General features: G+C 45.7%; 23 protein-coding genes and 2 tRNA genes. 4 read left to right on the forward strand and 21 right to left on the reverse strand.

The window, feature by feature from the left end:
- Nucleotides 1-46: 46 nt before the first annotated feature.
- From H6798_04190 to H6798_04220, 7 genes are read right to left on the reverse strand one after another with little or no spacing between them, the layout of a single operon-like run.
- On the reverse strand, nt 47-1,060 hold the full coding sequence (locus H6798_04190; GenBank protein MCB9821707.1) for a peptidoglycan bridge formation glycyltransferase FemA/FemB family protein: 1,014 nt from the start codon (nt 1,058-1,060) through the stop codon (nt 47-49).
- Nucleotides 1,057-2,040 (reverse strand): peptidoglycan bridge formation glycyltransferase FemA/FemB family protein, encoded by a 984-nt coding sequence (locus H6798_04195; GenBank protein MCB9821708.1) that lies wholly within the window; start codon nt 2,038-2,040, stop codon nt 1,057-1,059. Before H6798_04195 ends, H6798_04190 begins: the two co-directional genes overlap by 4 nt.
- Complete coding sequence (locus H6798_04200; GenBank protein ID MCB9821709.1) at nt 2,027-3,160, reverse strand: aminotransferase class I/II-fold pyridoxal phosphate-dependent enzyme; 1,134 nt, start codon at nt 3,158-3,160, stop codon at nt 2,027-2,029. Before H6798_04200 ends, H6798_04195 begins: the two co-directional genes overlap by 14 nt.
- A complete protein-coding gene (locus tag H6798_04205; protein MCB9821710.1) occupies nt 3,157-3,858 on the reverse strand; it encodes an alpha/beta hydrolase in 702 nt (233 codons plus the stop codon). Before H6798_04205 ends, H6798_04200 begins: the two co-directional genes overlap by 4 nt.
- Nucleotides 3,859-5,121 carry a hypothetical protein gene (locus H6798_04210; GenBank protein MCB9821711.1) on the reverse strand — a complete coding sequence of 421 codons (1,263 nt, stop codon included), beginning with the start codon at nt 5,119-5,121 and terminating at the stop codon, nt 3,859-3,861.
- A 32-nt stretch (nt 5,122-5,153) separates the two neighbouring features.
- Complete coding sequence (locus H6798_04215) at nt 5,154-6,035, reverse strand: hypothetical protein (protein ID MCB9821712.1); 882 nt, start codon at nt 6,033-6,035, stop codon at nt 5,154-5,156.
- Nucleotides 6,036-6,082: 47 nt separating this feature from the next.
- Nucleotides 6,083-6,958: an MYG1 family protein gene (locus H6798_04220; protein ID MCB9821713.1), complete on the reverse strand. Its 876-nt coding sequence runs from the start codon at nt 6,956-6,958 to the stop codon at nt 6,083-6,085.
- Nucleotides 6,959-7,164: 206 nt separating this feature from the next.
- Here H6798_04220 and H6798_04225 point away from each other — a divergent pair, with 206 nt between their 5' ends.
- From H6798_04225 to H6798_04235, 3 genes are all read left to right on the forward strand, one after another.
- On the forward strand, nt 7,165-7,683 hold the full coding sequence (locus H6798_04225; GenBank protein ID MCB9821714.1) for a hypothetical protein: 519 nt from the start codon (nt 7,165-7,167) through the stop codon (nt 7,681-7,683).
- Nucleotides 7,684-8,012: 329 nt separating this feature from the next.
- Nucleotides 8,013-8,089: transfer RNA gene (locus tag H6798_04230), tRNA-Ala, on the forward strand.
- 180 nt (nt 8,090-8,269) lie between these two features.
- Nucleotides 8,270-8,989 (forward strand): hypothetical protein, encoded by a 720-nt coding sequence (locus tag H6798_04235; protein ID MCB9821715.1) that lies wholly within the window; start codon nt 8,270-8,272, stop codon nt 8,987-8,989.
- Nucleotides 8,990-8,992: 3 nt separating this feature from the next.
- Here the strand turns inward: H6798_04235 and H6798_04240 are convergent, their stop codons facing one another.
- From H6798_04240 to H6798_04305, 14 genes are all read right to left on the reverse strand, one after another.
- On the reverse strand, nt 8,993-10,111 hold the full coding sequence (locus H6798_04240) for a hypothetical protein (GenBank protein ID MCB9821716.1): 1,119 nt from the start codon (nt 10,109-10,111) through the stop codon (nt 8,993-8,995).
- A gap of 167 nt (nt 10,112-10,278) precedes the next feature.
- The gene (locus H6798_04245; protein MCB9821717.1) at nt 10,279-11,139 is read right to left on the reverse strand and encodes a hypothetical protein; all 861 of its coding nucleotides are present in this window, start codon (nt 11,137-11,139) and stop codon (nt 10,279-10,281) included.
- 58 nt (nt 11,140-11,197) lie between these two features.
- Complete coding sequence (locus H6798_04250) at nt 11,198-11,944, reverse strand: hypothetical protein (protein MCB9821718.1); 747 nt, start codon at nt 11,942-11,944, stop codon at nt 11,198-11,200.
- The gene (locus tag H6798_04255; protein ID MCB9821719.1) at nt 11,929-12,207 is read right to left on the reverse strand and encodes a hypothetical protein; all 279 of its coding nucleotides are present in this window, start codon (nt 12,205-12,207) and stop codon (nt 11,929-11,931) included. Before H6798_04255 ends, H6798_04250 begins: the two co-directional genes overlap by 16 nt.
- A gap of 107 nt (nt 12,208-12,314) precedes the next feature.
- Nucleotides 12,315-12,887 carry a hypothetical protein gene (locus H6798_04260; protein MCB9821720.1) on the reverse strand — a complete coding sequence of 191 codons (573 nt, stop codon included), beginning with the start codon at nt 12,885-12,887 and terminating at the stop codon, nt 12,315-12,317.
- Between the two features lie 51 nt (nt 12,888-12,938).
- Entirely contained in the window at nt 12,939-14,939 is a 2,001-nt protein-coding gene (gene ligA, locus H6798_04265; protein MCB9821721.1) for an NAD-dependent DNA ligase LigA, read from the reverse strand.
- Nucleotides 14,936-15,862, reverse strand: a complete 927-nt coding sequence (locus tag H6798_04270) for a hypothetical protein (GenBank protein MCB9821722.1) — start codon at nt 15,860-15,862, stop codon at nt 14,936-14,938. The genes ligA and H6798_04270 overlap by 4 nt, the downstream gene beginning before the upstream one ends.
- A 3-nt stretch (nt 15,863-15,865) precedes the next feature.
- Nucleotides 15,866-16,762, reverse strand: a complete 897-nt coding sequence (locus H6798_04275; protein ID MCB9821723.1) for a M48 family metalloprotease — start codon at nt 16,760-16,762, stop codon at nt 15,866-15,868.
- 17 nt (nt 16,763-16,779) lie between these two features.
- The gene (locus H6798_04280) at nt 16,780-17,340 is read right to left on the reverse strand and encodes a LemA family protein (protein ID MCB9821724.1); all 561 of its coding nucleotides are present in this window, start codon (nt 17,338-17,340) and stop codon (nt 16,780-16,782) included.
- A gap of 71 nt (nt 17,341-17,411) precedes the next feature.
- Nucleotides 17,412-18,428, reverse strand: coding sequence for a hypothetical protein (locus H6798_04285; protein MCB9821725.1), 1,017 nt, complete (start codon nt 18,426-18,428; stop codon nt 17,412-17,414).
- Entirely contained in the window at nt 18,421-18,954 is a 534-nt protein-coding gene (locus H6798_04290; GenBank protein ID MCB9821726.1) for a hypothetical protein, read from the reverse strand. Before H6798_04290 ends, H6798_04285 begins: the two co-directional genes overlap by 8 nt.
- Nucleotides 18,955-19,011: 57 nt before the next feature.
- The gene (locus tag H6798_04295) at nt 19,012-19,191 is read right to left on the reverse strand and encodes an AbrB/MazE/SpoVT family DNA-binding domain-containing protein (protein ID MCB9821727.1); all 180 of its coding nucleotides are present in this window, start codon (nt 19,189-19,191) and stop codon (nt 19,012-19,014) included.
- Between the two features lie 91 nt (nt 19,192-19,282).
- A complete protein-coding gene (locus H6798_04300) occupies nt 19,283-19,459 on the reverse strand; it encodes a hypothetical protein (GenBank protein ID MCB9821728.1) in 177 nt (58 codons plus the stop codon).
- 69 nt (nt 19,460-19,528) lie between these two features.
- Entirely contained in the window at nt 19,529-19,705 is a 177-nt protein-coding gene (locus H6798_04305) for a hypothetical protein (GenBank protein ID MCB9821729.1), read from the reverse strand.
- Nucleotides 19,706-20,186: 481 nt separating this feature from the next.
- Between H6798_04305 and H6798_04310 the strand changes: the two genes are divergently transcribed.
- Nucleotides 20,187-20,263: transfer RNA gene (locus tag H6798_04310), tRNA-Gly, on the forward strand.
- Nucleotides 20,264-20,385 lie beyond the last annotated feature (122 nt).

Here is a 20,385-nt window from a genome sequence, read left to right on the forward strand (position 1 = left end):
CGCTAAAGTATGCTGAAATTCTGGCAAGAAGCAAGCTTAAGCCTTATTAAAGCTTACGGATCTTACGACGAGCAGTTTCGATAAGCCAATTCTTTGCATAGGCCGCTCGGCGGACTACTAAATCGTGGGCTGGGATATATTTCAATTCTTCTACGCCAAAACTGCGCTTAAACTGACTAACCCCGTAATATCTGTGGCTGGTTTGGTCTTCGTCGACAATACCCCAAAAGTTGTAGCGTTTGCAGCCACGTCGACGAGCCTCGGCCATGGCTTCGAGGTGCAGTAGTGGCGCACTCGACAATTTCATGCCCTCAAAAGTACTGACGCCATAATGGTAGGAGGCCTCGGGGCCGTAAAAAATTACATAGTTTTGAGCTAAGATTTGATCATCATGGCGAGCCGTGTAGATTAGAATATTGCCAGTGTTTTTAAAGGCTTCGAACTGCTTGGTGATAAATTCCGGACTAAAAGCTACGTAGCCTTGACGCTTAGCGTGTTGATTATGAATCTGAATAAAGTCCTGGAGTATCTCGAGATTATCGCTTACCTCTATCTTGATATCTGATCGTTGAGCTTTACGAATCTTGCGGCGTAAACTTTGACTCATATCGGCTAATATTTGATCATCTGATTTAGCTAGGTCGATTATTCCAGCATGCTCAACACTTAGCGGCATCGGGGCAGGTCTAAGGCCGTTATCACTAAATATTTTTAGATTTTCTGGACTCAAGCGCAACTGTGGCCGAACTCTAGCAAACACACAACCCAGCTGATCGGCCTGCTGATAAATGTCTTTAAAGACTCGTTTGGCATCAGCCCAGTTTTTTAACAACGGTCCACCAGCAATAGCTAAGTACCTACCGCGTCGGGCGTCTTCTACCTGGCCAGTGTATACGCCAACTAACACTTCGTCGTCGTATATGCCGCGCCGAATTACTTTTTTGTAGCGAGCTTTATGAAACTCACCCCATTGCCAGGAATGTAAGAAATTTACCTCTTCGAATCCCTGGACAAATTCTTGCCATATTGACTCATCGGTAATATCTTTTAAGTCAATCATAGATGCCGCCTTTTACGTCTGATAGTTTCAACGACTTTATTTAATTGATACTTTGGTTTGTTAACCACCAAATCTTGAGCCGGCAAGAAATGGTAATAGTCACCACCGAACCCTTTTTTAAACGTCGTAACTCCTGCAAATCGGTGATTGGCTGGCGCTCCTTCGGGCGCTACACCCCACATATTGTAACGAGTGCTGCCAGCCCGTCTGGCTATGCGCATTGCCTCCCACTGTAAACCATAGGCTCCGGGTAGCTTTCTACCCACCAAACTACTTGCCCCATACAAGTAATCGGCCTCTTGGTTATATCGAACAATCACTGCCATATTGAGAAGCTGATTACTTGAATCGACGGCTTCCAGCAAATCGATCATACCCTCGACACCCATCTCGGCTATCTCTAATTTTATTTGTTCAATTGAGCCAACAACGTAATGTTGTCTATCGGCAGTCTCGACAAGTAAGTTAGCGAATTTTTCGATGTTTTGTTGACTTATATCTAATTGATTAATCTTAATCCCTAGTTTTTGAGATTGCCGAACTTCGTAACGTGTGCCTTTGCGCATACCAGCCATTAATTCTTCTTCCGTTTGCCGAAGATCAATGAGAATCGTATCTTCTGCAAGCAAGTGCATTGGTGCAGGCACAAATCCCAAATTCTTAAAAACCTCTAGGTTGTTCTGATTTGCTTCTAGCTGTGGCCGAACTCTGGCAAACACACATTTGTTCTGGCGGCAAATTTCAGCTAGCTTATTTACTGTCCTCTGGGCAAGCTCCGGATTTTGCCAATTGGTTAAAGGATTGCCAGCAACCTCTAAATACCTTCCCCGACGAGCTTCGCGGATGACTCCAGTTATAATTAAATCGTGATCGATATATTCAATGACTCGATTTAGACCCGCCTGTGACCGCAGGTAGGCAGGCGAAACCAAGAAATTGGCTTCTGGGTATAGGCTTAAATCGAATTTATTTGAGCTCATTACTAATTTCCATGAGCTTCTGCTCGGTAACATTAATATGCAAAGGCAAGTTGATTATACTTGCGGCAACTGCTTCGGCTCGTGGGCAACTGCCAGGCTGGTAACTAGAGCTCGACATATACCGCTGTGGATAAACTGGCGTACTATACCAAATATCAAATAGGTACATGCCTTTGCGCTTGAGCTTTGAAAGCAGTTGATCGCGCTTTTTAGGCTCGACAGTTATCGGCAATCTTATTGGATTGTCGCCGGATTCAACTTGTCTGCCTACCGATACGCATAGTTGAAGTCGGCGCTGCCTGTCTGTTTCTAGCACACGGAATTTGGCTAAAACTATTTTGGCTCGGTAGTCTGGCAGTGAGCGGTCATCACAAACTGCCCCATCACTCGCTCTTACTACTAAACCCAGTCCTTGAAAAAGTTTCTGAAAAACCCCACCTAAACCTACTGGGAACAGTATTCGTCTTAGTTTCCAGCTGATTATCGGATACAGACGGTCTCGTTTTCGAGTCAAAAGTGGAGCTTTAGCTAATTTTCGTGGCTGACTCTGAGCGTGTTTTCTGTCGACTAAAGCCCCACCATTAACAACGTCGATGTGTTTGTCGCGCCCAAAAGATAACATCGTAAAATCGCCAACTGTGCCAACTTCCCGACCATCTGGGTAATACCCGCCCACACTGTGTGCTAGGTCTTCGATTAATGCCAGTTTACGTTCTTGGCAGAATTTTTCGACCTGTGCAATATCTATCGATTGTCCATAGGTATTCTGAACTATCACCGCCTCGAATGCCTGTTTTTTGAAAGCAGCCTGCAACTCGCTTATCGAAAAATGATATTTGTTCTCGGCAATATCAACGTAAACCACCGCTACACCGGCAGCTCGGGCTGCCTGCTCGACCGCATAACAAGTGTAGCCATTAACCGCCACCGATCTGGCACCACTGCGCCTTAGGGCTTCGGTTAAAGCTCCTCGACCGCGGTAATAGAGCTCCGATTGTCCCCGATATTTTTGGTTGAGGTAGTCTTTTAGCTGCCGAGAATCTTGTTTGTTCCCGGTCGCCAACAAAAACCTGATTGCCGATTTAAAAGTATAGTTTGATCCCAACGAGTCGAAGATCATCTTAGTTTCTCCGTATCGATAATTTTTATAAGACGTTCAACCAACTCTTGTGGATGTGTATCGTAAGGTGCGTGCCTAGCATCATCGATCACCTCGACGGATTTAGCACCTGGTAGCAATCGGCTAAGTTTATAGGCATCGTTGAGTGGAGTCTGACCATCTTGATGCCCCCAAATCAAAGATACTGGAGTAGTGATTTTCGAAAGTTCTAAGTTTTTATCGGACTCGATCATGTTTCGGAGTGTCTGTTTCATATTGGCAGGTGCCTGTTGGTAGTCACTAGCTCCAATTAAGCGATGGATGAGCTTATTGAAACCAGGTATGAATTTTGTTGGCTTGAGTAGTTTAGCTAAGGTTTTGAGAATATTCAGTTTGAAGCTTACTAGTTTAGACGTATTGGCTATGCCAGCGCTGTCGAGCAGTAATAGATGTTTTATCTTTGTAGGATATTTTAGACAGTAGTTTAGTGCAATTCGCCCGCCGTTTGAGTGCCCGAGCACGACTGGATTTTTTGTGTGTTTTAGTTGCTCATTCAGCCACTCTACGTAGCTATCGATATTCCAAACCTGATCGCTTGGCGAAGTTAAGCCTGGTACATTTAACATCACAGGCTCGACACCCGATTTTGCAAGCAAGTCTAGAGCTGTCTGCCATTTTGCAGTTGAGTAAGCCCAGCCATGGATAATAAATAGTTTCATCTAGCCAACCCCATAGTGTTGTCGTTGTTTCTGCGCGGCCGGTTCACGCCGACACAGATATTGTTCGTCGGCAGGATTTGCCAGTAAGTGCTTAATGATTCCTTCTAGAAACTGACTGCCTTTAAACAAAACTACTTCTTTTCCGGTCAAATTTTTCTTTAAATACTCTAAGGCTTCTTTTGGCCATCTAAAAGATTCACTAGCGATGCCTGATTTTTTTAAAACTGGCAGTACATAGTTGTGGGTTCGTCGGCCGATCAAGATTATTTTGTCTAGTTTCTGGTGGCTTAGGTATTCGGCTAGTTGCATGTGTTCTTCAGCTTCAAAAACACCCTGATCGATTACATCTCCGAGCACCAGCCACTTTGGTTTGTGATTAATTTTGCTAAGCATATCTACCATTGTTTGAACGCTAGCATTATGCGCGTTATAGCTGCTGTCGATAATTTGTAGCCCATTTACCCCGTCGAAATAATTCGATCTTCCGGGGGGCATCGTGAGGTTTTTTAAATCTTGGACTGGTTGAATGTTTAGATAACTTAGTAGTTTAAGCGCCATCAACAGTTGCAAAGCTGTAGACTCTGGCATTGGCTGGGCAAACTCGTAGATCTGGCCGGCAATCTTAAACGAGCTATTCCTCGATGTAACCTTATAGTTTTGAACATCTGTCTTTTTTACGCCACTTAAGGTTACGTTCGAATCACTTAGCAACCCCTGCATAAAACTGTTGTCTTGGTCGTAGATTATAAGTTTGCTAGCTAAATGTGCCAGCTTTGCATATTCTTCGGCAATTTGCTGCCTTACATCTACACCTGGCCTAATAGGGTAGTTGATGGCATGCGAGTGCTCGCTACTTACCCACAATACTACTTCTGGCTTTAGCCATTTTCCGATCTTCTCGGCTTCGTGCGGACGATCGGCATCTACCTCGGCAACGTAAAATTCTTGATGATGACGAAAATACAAGGATTTGAGAGGCACAGCCAATGTCAAATATAGCCACTTTAAGCGACTACCAGTGATACCCCTTAGTCCGACAACATCAAAAGCCAAGCCGTAGGCACTATTGGCGTGATGCGAAAGTCGGGCTCTGCTTCCGAATTGCGCTTCTAAGATATGGAGTAGGGTGGTCTTGCCCACCGAACCAGTAACCACTATCACGCGCGGATTCCAACGCCTGAGTGAAAGCTTCGACCAGAACATAAAGTAGCTAGCCCCAAACAGATACAAGCGTTTCTTGAGCGCTATCAGCATACTTTTCATGATTGTATTTTAACAGATGTAAAAAGCTTAAACTAGTTATCTAGTCGTGCTCGTAACTCACTGAAATCAATAGCATCAGTTGGCCGGCTAAAGTTGGAGAATGCACCCTGTGCTGTGTAGATATCTCCGTTATTGCCAGATTGAAGGTCGACAATCGAGATAATGTTGCGCGAACGAGCGTCTATCGACAGATCTACATTTTTAGTGACTCCAGACAAACTGTCGGATTGCGCCTCGACCACACCGGCCAGAGTCGCGTTGCCAAGCGACCTCATATATTCTGCGAACAATTTGCTGAACTTTTGCATATCTACAGATACCCGATAAACATAAACTGGTCGCCCAGACTCGCTCTTGGTTCGGATAGCCGTCGCAAAATCTACGTTGTATACACCATCGCGCAGAATTTGCTTAAGGTTATCTTTGGTTTGACCACCAAAATTACCATAAATAACATAAGATGAAACTAGTGATTCAACTAATAGTTGAGGGTTCGAGCCGGCTGCGCTGTCACTGACACCCCATACATTAAGCGCATCGACAGCTTTGTCGGATTGTGCCTGATCGGCTAGCTTGAGTTCTAGATATCTAAAATAATCGGCATCGGCATAGCCCTGAGTTTCGACCCTAATCTTTTCAGTTTCATCTGGACTTGCTACGGTTATCAAATTCTGAACCCCCACATCACCCCGGAAGCTCAAAGTTTGTGCCTGACTTATATTCTGATTGGCATTGTTTGTGCTGCCGCTTTTAGTGACAGTTCCAACGCTCAAAGCATTATCAATTCCACCCCAGAAAGTACGTTGTTCGTCTAAATAAATGGCTTTGTACCAGACCATTACCGCAAAGATTGCTACACCCAGCCCAGCCACCACCATGGCAGTCGCCATTAATCCGTATCGATTTTTTATCATTGAGTATATTTTAGCATAACGTGCAATAAATAAAGACTCCAGATTTATTACTGATTTAGGCTAAGCTCGGCCATATGTTGAGCTGCTTCTAAGTTATACGCCCCTGCCAGCCAACGTCCGTTATGGCAAAATTTTGCCCCAACCACCCCACATGCCTTTTCGAGCTCGGTATCGTTCAAGCCTGCCCAACTGGCTGGGAAAGGCTGCCTCGGGTTAAAACCACGTTCGTCATCGGTGATTGCCCGTATATTGTATGAATCTCCTATCGAATTTGGCGCGATTACATAAAGAAGTTCGGGTTGATCTCTGGCAAAATCACCAAAAGGCAGCGGGTTGCTTAGTACAAGCAAACGCTTATCAGAAGTTTGACTGTAGGCGTCTTTTAGTTGAGTTAATGCTCGCATCTCGGCAGAGTACTTAGCAACCACCCGCTCTAAAACCCCTGTGGCAAAATCTAGCACGCGGCTAAAGGCTAGGTTGTAATCTTGAGGCTGGTCGAACGCTGGGTAAAACATTTTAATGTATAGGTCGATATCATTAGGTCGAACACCAAAATCTGTCAACGCAAACAGTTCCTGGCCATTATCATTGGCATCGATTGCCATCACAAATTTTTGGTTAATTAGTTCGGCAAGCTCTTGGTCGCCACTACAGTAATCTGCACCATAAACTTGCCAGATTAACCCCAAGCTCGATAGTTTGATACCATTTTCGTGATACACGTTAAACTCCGCCATGTGGTGGTCAAACCGACCTTTGCTCGGATCGTATACCCCGCCGACGTCGTAGACAATCTGGCAGTCGGCAAGCACCACTAAATTACGACTACGCACTAAGTCTGCGCCTGGAAAAAGCTTGCGCAAAACTACCGTTGCAAAGACTTCATCGGCGTGGAAGGGCCCGTCGTGAGTCGCAATTCTCATGTCTGTAGTATAACAGTCTGTTCAACTTGGCTTTACATTGTATATTATAGTATTTTATGCTATAGTATAAGTTGGTACCTCTTGTGTACCTACATTAACAAGTCATAGATAGAGTTGTGCCTGCATGGGTCGATTTCTGGTGAGCTAGCTGTTCTGCTTACCCAGACCAGCTAGCTCACCAGAAAACTCCAACGAAAGGACACGACATGAGCACCGACACCGAAGTAATTGGCGAGCTCGTCAGGCTGCAGATCCGGCTCGACGAGCTCAACGCCGAGGAGTGTGAGATCTTGGCCAGCGAGGCCGCCATGGCGGTCACCGCCGAGATCTTCAGACTGAGGGGAGAACAGTACCGGCTCAGCGCCGATGAGAAGCTTGCCGGTATGCACTATGCCGGCTACACGACCGACCAGCTCGACGTCGTCAACACCCAGTTCGAGGAGCGGCGGCGCAGTCTGAAGATAGCGCTGGTCGAGAACAACGAGCGCGGCAACCAGCTGGTCGCCAGCGTCAAGGCCGAGATCGAGGCTGTCAATGCCCAGATCGAGGCCAAGATGGACGAGCTGATCACTAGCGGCACTATCAGGCCGATCTCGCCGCTCTTCGTCGTCTTCGCCGGCCAGGGCGACATCGATCTTTCCGACGAAATCGCCGACGACCTCTTCGCTTTCTCCGACGAGGAAGATGACGATGAAGGAGACGACATCGAGGTCGTCTGGGACTGACCCACTTGGCCGAACCGGAGGCACTCGCTTCCGGTTCGGCCACCTGGTCACCTTGCCCTACAAATGCTCGACTTTCTATCTATGACTCTTTTCCTTAGACTTCATGCAAACCATGAATTCTGGGTAAAAGCCCCACTTCACTAAAAAAGATTAGCGTAGCGTAAACAGTTGTTATTTGTTAAAATCAGCTCCGCAAATCGTAAGCTTGCTTGCGTCCAAATCAAAACCTGCTTTGGTTTGAGAGGTGTAGCAATAGACTATCAAGACTTGAAGTTTTGCCACTTGTTTGCAAAACTTAAGCTCTTGGTAGTCATGATTGACTACTACGCGGGGCTATAGCTCAGTTGATTAGAGCGCTTGTATGGCATACAAGAGGTCGTGGGTTTGAGTCCCACTAGCTCCACCAAATTAAAAACCCGCTTATCTAGCGGGTTTTTAATAATATTAAGCCCAATTTATTTGATGAATTGTAGGCCTTAAATTTAATTTAAATTAAATTTAAATTGAATTTCCACTAGCCTGCTTCATCTTTTTCGTATCGCTTATGCTTGAGCAAAATATCTATTATTTGTATATTTGGCATATCATGTCAAGCACCGATCACTTAAGTTATCTCGACCGACTATTATTCATCGAGGCTGCCGAGGCAGAACATACCATAAAAAGAGCGATCGGAGTTGTGGGCAATCATATGTTCGCTAGGCTTTCTGGAGTTTCTGTTGCTATGCCGGATGGAGTACTTTTTGAGCAGTTGCGCTCATACCTAAAAGAGACTTCTATGAACTCAATCGAGCAACTGTACCCAGGAGTATATACATATGCTGACTTTGATGGTGATATACCAGTTGGTTCTATCGAGCTAAGACGTCCAAATCCAGAATCAACCTTACTAATTCTATTATTTGCGTTTGACGATATAGATGGAGCGGCTTTAGCAATGGTTGACTCTGGTTTAACTGAAATAAGACGTAGTACCGGCAATTTAAACTGGCTATACGTCAAACTTCCTGACGAACAAACTGATATTGGTATCTATCTATCTCCATGGTCGTTCGTAGATATTCGAATGTCAGAAACGAGCCAAACTAGATCGTTTACCAAATTCCTCGAACCTACGCAACTCGACTATATACCTAATGATATAACTTCGATATTTAATACGATGGTTCGTTCTAACCAATACAGGCTATGGTGGCGAGATTTTTGCATCGAACTCAAGCAGACACCAAAGGAATATTACGAGGCCAATGGCTGTGATGAATGGTTAATAACTGCTGCACGAAATTTCATGCAGTCTATTAGCTAGTAGCTAGAGTGAGGCTTCGAACTTTTTGGCAAATTGCCTAAATTCGTCGAGTTTTAGAGCTCCAACTGGCTCGACAATCTTGGCATGTTCTTGGTTATAGCCAGCAACTATTTTGATATCGGCACTATCTGTACGATAACGTATCTCTGATATCTGATCATTCGCCGGGTTAATATAGACAGTCATCGACTTAGGCCATAGGCTGGCAAAATATTCTATTTCAGAAATCTTTGCACCCGTTAGTTCGCTGTAAAAAGCACTGAGGGCATCGCGGTCGAGACTAACACTACATTTAATGTACTTATCTGTCCGATAACAATCGCGCTGGTATGGGTTATGCTCGGCCAGCAGCTGCTTGGCCTTGTCTAAGTCTGATTGATTGAGCATCCCAGCTGGAATCGGGCGAAAAACTGTGTTTAGCTCACTCCAGCTACCCAAAAATATCAGCGTAAAGCTATCTTCGTCGCTGGTGCCCACACTAGGTAGCTCGACCCATTTGTTGGCCACTAGGCTTGTTTTGGCATTATCTAGCGGCTTACCATCTGCAAAAATCTCGTATTTTGTGAGGTTAGCAGCCACAGTCTCTTGGCTTGTGGCCACATATTCTATATTGGCATCGATATTAAACTTATCGAGCAACAGGTCGAGCTGTAGCTTGCCAGAAGATTTTGGGTTGTAAAAATCCGAACCATCCCGATCTTGCTGGGCACTCAAAATACCCAGACTACCCGAACTTTCTAAACTATAAAATTCACTCTCTACACTTAGCGAGTTCTCTAGGCTACGATCGAAAGCAAGATTCGGATCGTTAAAAAAATGATTATATATTTTTGGCAAATAGATATAGCCAACCAATGCCAAGCCAAGCAAGACAAAAGTAACAAGCGTATAGAACAGTTGATTGCCCAATCGGGTCCGCTGACGAACCAGCTCGGAATTCGAGTAGGGATTTACCCGTCCTGCGTAAGGGTTGGTTAGCCCAGTGTTAGGTGGTTGAGGATGTGCCACCATGCCAACACTTTGGCTCAAAGGGTCGCTGGGTGGAGACTGCACCTTGACAGCCACCTCGTTTTCAGGTAGTTTTCGCTTTGATGGCTTGGATTGTCCGTTATTGGTAGGCATGTCTAATAACCGCGGTAGGACTTTTGCCAATTAAAGATCAGGCGCGCCCACCCGGCCCGGATGATATTGGTTTTAGGCTGTTTGTTTTCAACTGGGCCTTAAGCGCCTGAGCTTATGCTTATATTGTCGCAGATTATCTGGCTGAGTCAACCGGATCATTTGGGCGATCAGTCTCTCGGGCTTATATAGTTTGCTGCCTCACCAGAAAGCACAGCTCCGAAAGCTGCTTGCTTTTTGGCGGCAACTTGTAAATGCTCAATTTCGACTAATTCCGCACCCTCACGGCAGAGTGCTATTAAATCCCTCAAGCTTGTGTCGAAGTTGTTGACACCGATTTGAACCTTTAATTTAAAGTCTTTGTCTTTAACTCTATGTACAATTTGTTCAAGTTGGCCGATAGTTGCTTGAAGCTTGCTGTAGCCATCATCGTAATCTCGATCAATGATGTGGTCTATCAGACCGTCAAATCGTCGTCGACTCGCTTGGCCTTCAACAGTTCCTTCGTTAGCCGAATTAAGTAGTCCGATTACTTTATCAATAGCTAGTTGGATATTCTGAGCAGGTACCAGTTGATGTTCTCGAACAAAGTCTGCACTAGGCGGATGCATACACAAAGCCTTGGCAACTTGTTCACGCATTTCGGCTTGTTGGTCTAGCGTCTCGGCATCGACCCTTTTATAACCCCAGTCAACTTGCACTAGCGGCAATCCACCTTCACGTAGGATCATTGGCAATGCATGGAAGATTGCGTCCGGTGTTAAAGCTACATCCTTTTTAAACCCGCACTCAAAGGCTTCGGGATAGCCAAGGTAGACTTCAAAAAGCCTTTGGGCAAGTTCGGTACGCTCAGCCAAACTTAGGTTCTCGGCTTTTAGAGCCGTGCGCTCGACTCCATCTCCAGAAACTGAATTGAGTAATTGATCTACAAGGCGAGCAGCTATGGCTTGGCAGCGTAAATCTTTGGATGCAAGAGCAACCTCGACTAAGTAATCCGGCTCGCCATTCTCTGTGTTATATGTGGTTGTCATACATCTCCTTTATTGAAAGTAATTTTAGCTATTAATTAAACAACATCAAGTATAAGGGCTAAGCTTGGACGATTGGCTTGGCCACAAAATCGGGCACATTTAAGCCCAAGGCTACCAGGACGTCTCCGATACGCACGTCCTCCTCGAGCTCGCCACCAATTAACCCTTCTAGCACTTCAGGTGGCAGTAGCTCGAGGGCCGCATAGCCAAGATGCATCACCGATAAGTGATTCATAGCATCTACCGGCTCGAAAAGATATTCTGATCGATTCGGACCATGCATTACGGCTTCGGTAATTTGTCTACCATAGCTAGTAAATAATTTATTTATGCCTTTGATATCATCAAACTCTCCACGCAAAAGTTTCTCGACCATTTCGATTTCAATACCGACGACTCTATCTAGATTTTCGTGCGACAAGATAGCTCGAAGCCCGTATGGAAATAACTCCTCAGATACCGGTGTGCTTGATACTACTTCCAATATTCTAATAATATTAATAAACACTTTGCCGCCCGAGCTGCCAGTAGCTAACTTAATTTCGTTGGCCGCATGATTGTACTCACGCTTGAACAACATGCGTTGTTTGTCTGCAGGTGGAATCTGCTCGTATGGGCACTCAAATACATAAACTCCATCACAATATTTGATAGGCCTGAGTATGTGGTGAGTTTCGAGACTCCCATTATGGACTGTAAATGTTGGGTGATGCCCAATAAAGCCCTTTGGCGCCCCAATAAACGTTGTTCCCTCAACCCGAGGGACTACCGTAGTCTCGTCGGTGTTTGTTACTGATCTTGGCATTTGTCTGGATTGTACTTACAGCCGATGCAACCGGCAAACGACACTACTCTAGCCTGCCGTGGCCCCCGCAAAAAACATTCTTTGGACAAGTCTGGATCGGCAAGTGTCTCGGTGTCCAGAGTTACATCGTTAGCCTCTATACTTGGCACAACTACATCTACTACGTCACCCGTTATATATTCGACGGCGTTTCGAATTACGACTGCTAACGGAGCCACCCCCGACTCGACCAAACTACACCTCCGCATGGCTTTATTATTCATAACTATATTAAACCGTTCGTTCGCTACAAACGCAAGCTTAAGCAATAAAATGTTAATCCCCCGGGTTTCCCCGGGGGATGTGGTAGATCGGCTTGCGGCTAATCTACCTAATCGTCACACAGCTTGGTCATCTGACCTGCATCGGCCGGCCGGTAGGCATGAACGATGCCTGTGGTCTCCGTGAAGACCAAGGAGATTTCTGCGGGAGTATTCCCACGTACCTCGACTTTCACGTAGCAGCCAGGGGCTACTTCGACAACCGCGTTCGCAGTCGAGCCGTCGTAAGCCCGGGCACTAGCCACCGGCAAGCCGTAGGCCTGCTCGAGTGTTGTCTTGAGCCTTGCGCTCCGGTTGACAACATCGAGTTCCTCATCGGCTATCAGCGATATACCCAGTGCCAAGACTACTGACAACGCCAGGCCAATTTGCGTAAGTAAGACCTCTGCCGAGTTGTCGTGCTTGTAGTAGAGCACTTTGGTCATAACCAGACCAACAGTAGCGACTGCCAACCAAAGTCCGACGACCGAACCTTTGTACATTGGCCAGCGCCACCACCACATGCTGAGCGTGTCCGACCACAACTGGGCGAACAGGCCAAGCGCCAATACATAGACCACGGTCGGCACAACGAAAGCAATTGCAATCGCCAAGCTCTTGGGCAGCTTGTTGAACCAGTTCATCTTTCCTCCTAAAGCTCGACGATGAACAATAGTATAATAGCATCAAACTGACTATTTATCAATTAGCTTAAGGAGTTGTTGCTCGTCGATAACTTCGGTGCCAAGTTGTCGGGCTTTGTCGGCCTTGCTCGCTCCAGCTTTGGCTCCCATAACTAAATAAGTTGTACCCTTGGCGACGCTTGTCTGAAAGGTGCCTCCTAGCGCCCGAATTTGCTCGGCGGCCGCATCTCTGCTCATAGTCTCGAGGCTACCAGTAATTACAAAACTTTTACCGGCTAGTTTGCCCGTCGACTTATCTTCGAAAACAGGCTTGAGCCCAAGTTTCTTAAACTTCTCGACTAAATTACGATTATCGATATCGGCAAACCATGCCACAATCGAGTCGGCCACCACCGAACCGATGCCATCGATGGCCTCTAGTTCGGGTATCGAGGCGTGCGAGAGTGCCTCGATACTACCGAAATGATTAGCCAGATCGATGGCGGTCTGAGCGCCCACATGGCGAATCCCAAGGCCAAAGATAAATCTTTCTAGTTGAGGTTGTTTGCTGGCGGCAATTGCCGCGACTAAGTTACTGGCCGACAGCTCGGCAAACCGCTCGAGCTCGAGCAAATGCTGTTTGCTAATCGTGTAGATATCGGCTAGATCTTCGACTAAGCCAGCATCCACTAGGGCTTCGACATTCTTTTCGCCCAGACCCTCAATGTCTAGGGCTCCGCGGGCTGCAAAGTGTTGTAGGGCTCGTTTAAGCACTAGTGCTCCTCCGCCTACTACGCGGTAAACTGCCTCACCCTCCGGTCGCACAAACTGCATGTCTGGAAACTGCTTGTCGAGTTCATCCTCGAAATCGTAGCGTTTTGCAGTTTTGGGCCGCAGCTCAAAGATGACACTCTCGACCTGTGGAATTATATCGCCAGCCTTAAAAATAACTACTGTGTCACCAATCCGCACATCTTTGCGGGCAATTTCGTCGGCGTTGTGTAAGCTAGCGTGCTGGACGGTTGTACCAGCAACATTTACTGGCTCAAAGACTGCTACTGGTGTAGCCGCGCCAGTTCGACCAATGCTGATCACAATATCTTTGACCACTGTGGTTGCTTGTTCGGCTGGGTATTTGTATGCAATCGCAGCCCGCGGATTTTTGCCGACTGTACCGAGACTATCGTAAAGCTGTCGATCGTTTATTTTTACTACTAACCCATCGGTATTGTATGGCAAATTATGACGTAGGGTGTCGAACTGGCTAGCATATTCAAGCACCGCACTTAGCTCTGGCTCGAGGTGGGCTACTCTGTCGACAAAAAAACCAAGCTCGTGCATTGTTTGATATGCAAACTGATTGCTGGGCACTTCGCTTGGATCATCCCTTAACATGTCGTAACCATGGAAACGCAACGGTCGGTCGGCAACTAAACGCGGATCGAGTTGGCGAATCGTGCCGGCGCTCAAGTTGCGCGGATTTTTAAACTCAGACTCACCGGCTGCTGCCCTATTAGCATTTAGCTGCTCAAAGTCGACCTTGGTCATAATTATCTCACCGCGCACTTCGGTGTGGCCGCGAGCAAATCGGTGTCCAGCCGGCAGTCGAACGGGTACGGTTCGAATGGTTTTGACATTGGCGGTTACTATTTCGCCGACATTACCATCACCTCGAGTCACCGCAGTCTGAAGCAAGCCATCTTGGTAGTGTAGGGCGCAGGCCAAACCATCTTTCTTGCTATCTACCCAAAAGTTGGCTGTTGCCACACGCTCATCAAGCTTGGCTATCCGCTCGTACCAAGCTACAGCCTCGGCGTCGCTGAAACAGTCGAGCAGACTAATCATTCTTTGGAGATGCGTGAATTTTTCAAAGCCCTCGCTTGCTTGCGTGCCAACTCGCTGAGTAACCGATTCTGGTATTACCCAATCTGGGTGCTCGGATTCGATCTGTTTTAACTCTTGCATCAAACCATCGTAAACAGCGTCGTCGACACTTGGATTATCGAGGGCATGATACTCATACTGATAGCGGTTGAGTAGCTCGACTAGTTCGCGGTACCTACTCTGGCTCACTCAATAACCTCACGATATAGCTCATAAATATATAGGTGCACAAACAGGAGTAAGAAAATGATTGTCAGATAAAAAACGTACTCTGCGGCGGCAGAATAGATGAACACTACTGGCAATACGCTTACGGTGACAATAAACATGCAGACCACAAGCATGGCAGAAATCCGCCAGACGATTAACGGCCGCCTGTGCCGAACTGTCCGCCAGCCGATAGCAATTGCTTCGGCCGGACGAACCTTTCCAAGACTTGCAACAATCAAACCGAATAAACCGCCAACCAATAGAAATAGACTAATAGCCGCCATGAACAAACCAAATACCAAAAAGCCTGCCTGCTCCCAGTTGCTAATAATTAGGTTGTTGCGACGAGCTGTCTCGATAACTAAGCTGCCCAGTCCCATCGGCAGTAACATTAAAATACAAAACAGAAAAACTAAAATGTACGGAACAAATGGCTCGGTACCAGCATAGTAGGCGTCGAGTGCCTTAAGTTTTTTACTACCCGAACGTAAACTACGTATTACCCAGAGTAACGCAAGACTAAAAAGTGTGAATATCACCACTTGGAATACACCAGCTGCTCCAGATCTTGGAGTCGCCCCGCTAATTATCTCTGAAAATATGTTTAGATTTTTGCCAAACGTACTCAGATCGATCCGGTTAAACCACTGATCCAAATCTGTGATTCTGCCGATGCCTCGAACCAGCAGCAGGTAGAGCACCGCATAAATCAGACTAACTTTTAGGTAAATGATTTTGTTCTGTTTGAGATGACTAAAAGTCCGTTTTGTTAGACTAAACCAACTTGGCAAGCGTTTGTTACTCGGTCGAATCTTTTTTTGTAACCGAAACGATCGATACTTGTCGGTTTTTTTTAGTCTCTCGCCCGACCGACTACGACGTGGTTTAGATGTCTTTACCACAAATTAATACCCTTTATTTTCTAATTCACGCAGTTTTGCAATTCGATCTTCGATCGGTGGGTGCGTGCTAAAAAGTTTTGTAAAAGTTCCAGATTTTAAGGGGTTAGCAAAAAACAAGTGGGCTGTTGATGTGTTTTGAATCCTTAGGCTAGATCCATAACTCTGAATTTTTTCGAGAGCTCGTGCTAAGCCTTCCGGATAACGCGTTGTTTGAGCACCAGTTGTGTCGGCCTGATATTCGCGCCGACGCGAAATTGCCAGCTGGATTAGCTTGGCCACGATTGGCGCCAAAATAGCGGCCGCCAAAACTCCAACGATTACCAGCGCATTACCACCTCGATTATCGTCGTTATCACGCCGGCCAGCGCCACCCCAGCGCATCGATCGCAACATAAAGTCGCTAAGTATTCCAATTACTGCCACCAGTGCAAAAGCAATCATACTCACACGGATGTCTCGATTCGCGACATGGCCTAGCTCGTGAGCCATCACACCTTCTAGCTCGGTTTTGTCCATCATTTGCACCAAGCCAGTGGTAGCCGCAACTACAGCATGCTCTGGATCGCGACCGCTAGCAAATGCATTCGGGGCGGGGTCGTCGATAAGGTACACCTTGGGCATAGGCATGCCGCGTGTAATCGTCAGATTTTCGACCACTCGGTAAAGTTCGGGGGCAGCCTGTTTATCTACCTCTCGGGCACCACTAAGCATTAAGGCTAGCTTGGCACTGGCATAGTAACTCCAAAGAGCATAGCCAACCGCAAAGACCATAGCCATAACAGTTACCGAATAGCTACCAAAGTAAACCCCGGCGGCGTAGGCGATCGCACCTACGACCGCGAAGAACACTCCAAATAATACCCAAGTCTTGCGATTATTCGCGGCAATCTGAGATTCCAAGGCTAACTAACTCCTTACTAAAACTTGACTTCTACAGGTGCTTCAACTGCTGCGCGGTCTTCGACTTCGAAGTATTCGCGGTTGCCCTTAAAGCCAAACATGCCCGCCAAAATATTGGTTGGGAACGACTGGGTCTTATCGTTGTATCCACGAGCAGAGCCGTTGTAGAGGCGGCGAGATGCTTGAATTTTGTCTTCTGTGTCGACAAGTTCGTTTTGTAATTGAATAAAGTTCTGGTTGGCTTTTAGGTCTGGGTAGCTTTCGGACAATGCAAACAAGTTCTTTAGTGTGCCTTCGAGCATATTCTCGGCTTTGGCTTGATCGGCAGTACCATGAGCCCCCATGGCTTGGTTGCGGGCGCTAACGACAGCATCGAGAGTTTCTTTTTCGTGCTTTGCATAACCCTTGACTGTTTCGATTAGGTTAGGGATTAGATCGTATCGACGCTTTAGCTGAACGGTGATATCGCTCCAAGCTTCGTCGACACGGTTGCGAGCCCGTACAAGCCCGTTATACATCGTACCTAGAGCCAGTCCAAGCACAACAACTACAATCAATACAACTACTATTATTGGCATTTCTTTCCTCCAAAAATTTACATCAAATATTATACCTTATTTCTAAGCATGTGCACTAGCTAAATCAAAGATTATTTGGCTTGCTTAAAGTGTCGATCGTTAAAGTTGGCCAGAAATATACCCGAAGCTATCACCCCGATACCACCAATTGCCAGAGCGGCTGCTAGGCCGGCGCCATTGTCGCCAAAATACTGAATCGCAATCAGCATAATGTAGGCAAACAGGTAAAAACCACCTGTGAACAAAAATGTTCTTAAGCGCTTAGCAGCACTGATGGCGAACGCTCCATAGAGCATGAAGGGATACAGCAACTGCCAGAGTACCTTTAGGTTTCCACCACTGGCTAGGCCAAAAATGGCCGCAAAAACCACAAAGGCCGAAACCGACCAGACCGGATACTTTAAATGTGCTCGTAAGTTATCTTTGGCGACAGCCGTAGCCAAACCTGCAAATACTAGGGCACCTGCCACAAACGACAGAGCACCATATTCTGGCGTATCGCTAACCACATCTTGTAGAACTGCAAACAGAAAGGCAGTTATGCTTGCTGCTGTTGCCAACATTGCAAACAAAATTGATAGATCTTTACGCACAATAGCATCGAGCAACCAATGCGCAATCGCAATCACACATAAGCCATAAACAATATGCCAAGGGCCTACCGTATTGCCAACTTTTTGGGCTATTTCGTTGATCGTTACAAACACACCCGTACTAACACCCAGGCTACCTGTAAGCATTACTGCATCGGCAACTTCTTTGTAGCGGGGGCCATAGGTCTGGTTTTTGTTTAATAGCACCGAGAACGCCCAGACCATTAAACCTATCACTAAGGTCATAACGATTCGGCCAAAACTACCTAAGGTATCCCAGGATTGCACCAACAAAGCCACCTGCGCTCCAAACATTATCAGACCGCCAATGTAATAAAGTACGCTTGTTGCACTAAAATGAATGTGTTTACCAGGCTGTAGCTCAACTTGAGTTTGCTTGTCGGTTTTCTTGAGTAACGCTTTAAGTTCGTCGGCGGTTATCTCGCCGGCTTTCAGACTTGTTTGTATTTGGTCTAGTAATTGCTTGTTACTCATTGATGACCCATCCTAAAAATTGTTCTTTGTAAAAATTATCTACATCGATTTTTTTACTTAATAAACCCTTCTTGTAGATCCCATGACCTTCGTTATAGGAGTATACAAATGGCCCACTGGTGTTGCTAGAATTTTCTAGCTTATAGCCGTCTGGAGAAGTAACAGATGTATCTAAGCTGTAGGTTTGCGCCTCTTCCAAGCTGATTTGTTTAGAGCTACTGTCTAGTGGATCGTAAAGATAAAGTTGTGAATTGTCACTCAGATAATCGTAATTCGGTTTGTATGTGTCAAGTGGGTCAACTACCTGAACAGTTCCACTTGAATCAACTATATAACTGTTGTTCGAATAGCACCTACCATATAAACAGCTTTGATATATGAACCCGTATTGCGGATTAGAGAACATGCTAGGCACATATAGCACCGCAAACATAGTAATAGCTATAAGCGCCGGGATGCTAAAAAAGAATACTAATTGTTTATTTTTTACTAAAAATCTCTTACACCTAAGTACATATTTACCCATACGAATATTATACACCTGCGGCGCAAGCCTAAACTACTGATTTGTCTCTATTATCGGCTAGTTTTCTTGCCAGTCTTCGACAACTAGTTTTTGGCCAACTCTTTTAATGACTAGTTTCTGGCCTTGTTGCCAATGAAGCTCACGGACAAGTGATAGTGGTAGGGTTACCAAATAAGTGCCGTTGCTGTTTTTGATTAGTTTGCGCTCGGCTTCTTTGCCAGATTGGACTGTTCCCATTGTCTTCTTCCCCTTAGAAATTTAATTTAAATTAAATTTAAATTAAATTTTAACGCGCATCTTCTGGCCGTGCAGTGATATATCCGACATTCTAGATATCAGAACCGCTCGATAATTTCCTGGCAACTAGTACGCCAACTATGCCGCCAATGGTTGAGCCCAAAATTCCCCAGCCGGACATCCAGGAAGTATCGCCGAGCAAAGTTGGTATATAGCCGCCAATCCCGGCAAAAATCGACATACAAATATAAAGTACCGTTTTATTCATAATCATATTGTACATCAAGCAAAAAGACAGTCGCCTGATAGAGACTGTCTTTTTTTTGGAGATATGGCTTTATATATTGCCAATTATCCAGATAGCACCGGCTATTGCTAAAAAGAATAGCCCTAGGCCTACTGGTGAACCCCAACTAAACCAGCTACCCCAGGCTCGCCAATGCTTTAAGCTGTTTTCATGACTCCAGTTATATTCCTTCTCGTAGTCATGGTTGCTCTTAGTTTTGTTCTGCATGTATTTAACCCTTCGTTTAGTTACTAGATCGTTTATCGACCAAAAACGCTAGCCTTCTGGGTGATATATTCGGCTTCACTAGTTTGTTCGGTGGCCCATTAGGTAATTCCGCCGACTAGCTTGATGTTTCGCCTATCGCTTTCAATAATATTCTAACCCGTCTACTAAGGCAATCCGCCTCAATTTAACAGTTGAAAAGAAACCTCTAAACGTCTATAATCCCCGACGCTAAGTACTTGTTACATACCCCAATTTTTCATACCAAGAACTTGTTCTGTTCGGAAAATTGACAGAAGTAGCAATGACGCGCGGGTGTAGCTCAGTTGTTTAGAGTGAAGCCTGCCAGTGGCAGGATGCAAGGTAATCTTCTTCATCAAACTTGTTTGATAGAACGAAGTTGCGGGGTCGCGCTGGCGTGACCTTACTTGCCAGGCCAAGGAAGATGGCAAAATAAGCTTCCATGTATATTTCAATTATTTACGCGGGTGTAGCTCAGTTGTTTAGAGCGCTTCCTTGCCAAGGAAGAGGTCGAGAGTTAGAGTCTCTTCACCCGCACCATTGACAAATAAACATAATAGCTATATAATAATAAACATGCTACATTTAGCAATTACAATTCAAGTTCGCCGCAACTCACGTATGTACGGGAGTTGTCCTTGTAATTGCTAAATATTATTAGG

The sequence above is a fragment of the Candidatus Nomurabacteria bacterium genome, assembly GCA_020631905.1.
Lineage (GTDB): Bacteria > Patescibacteriota > Saccharimonadia > Saccharimonadales > VXPC01 > JACKGQ01.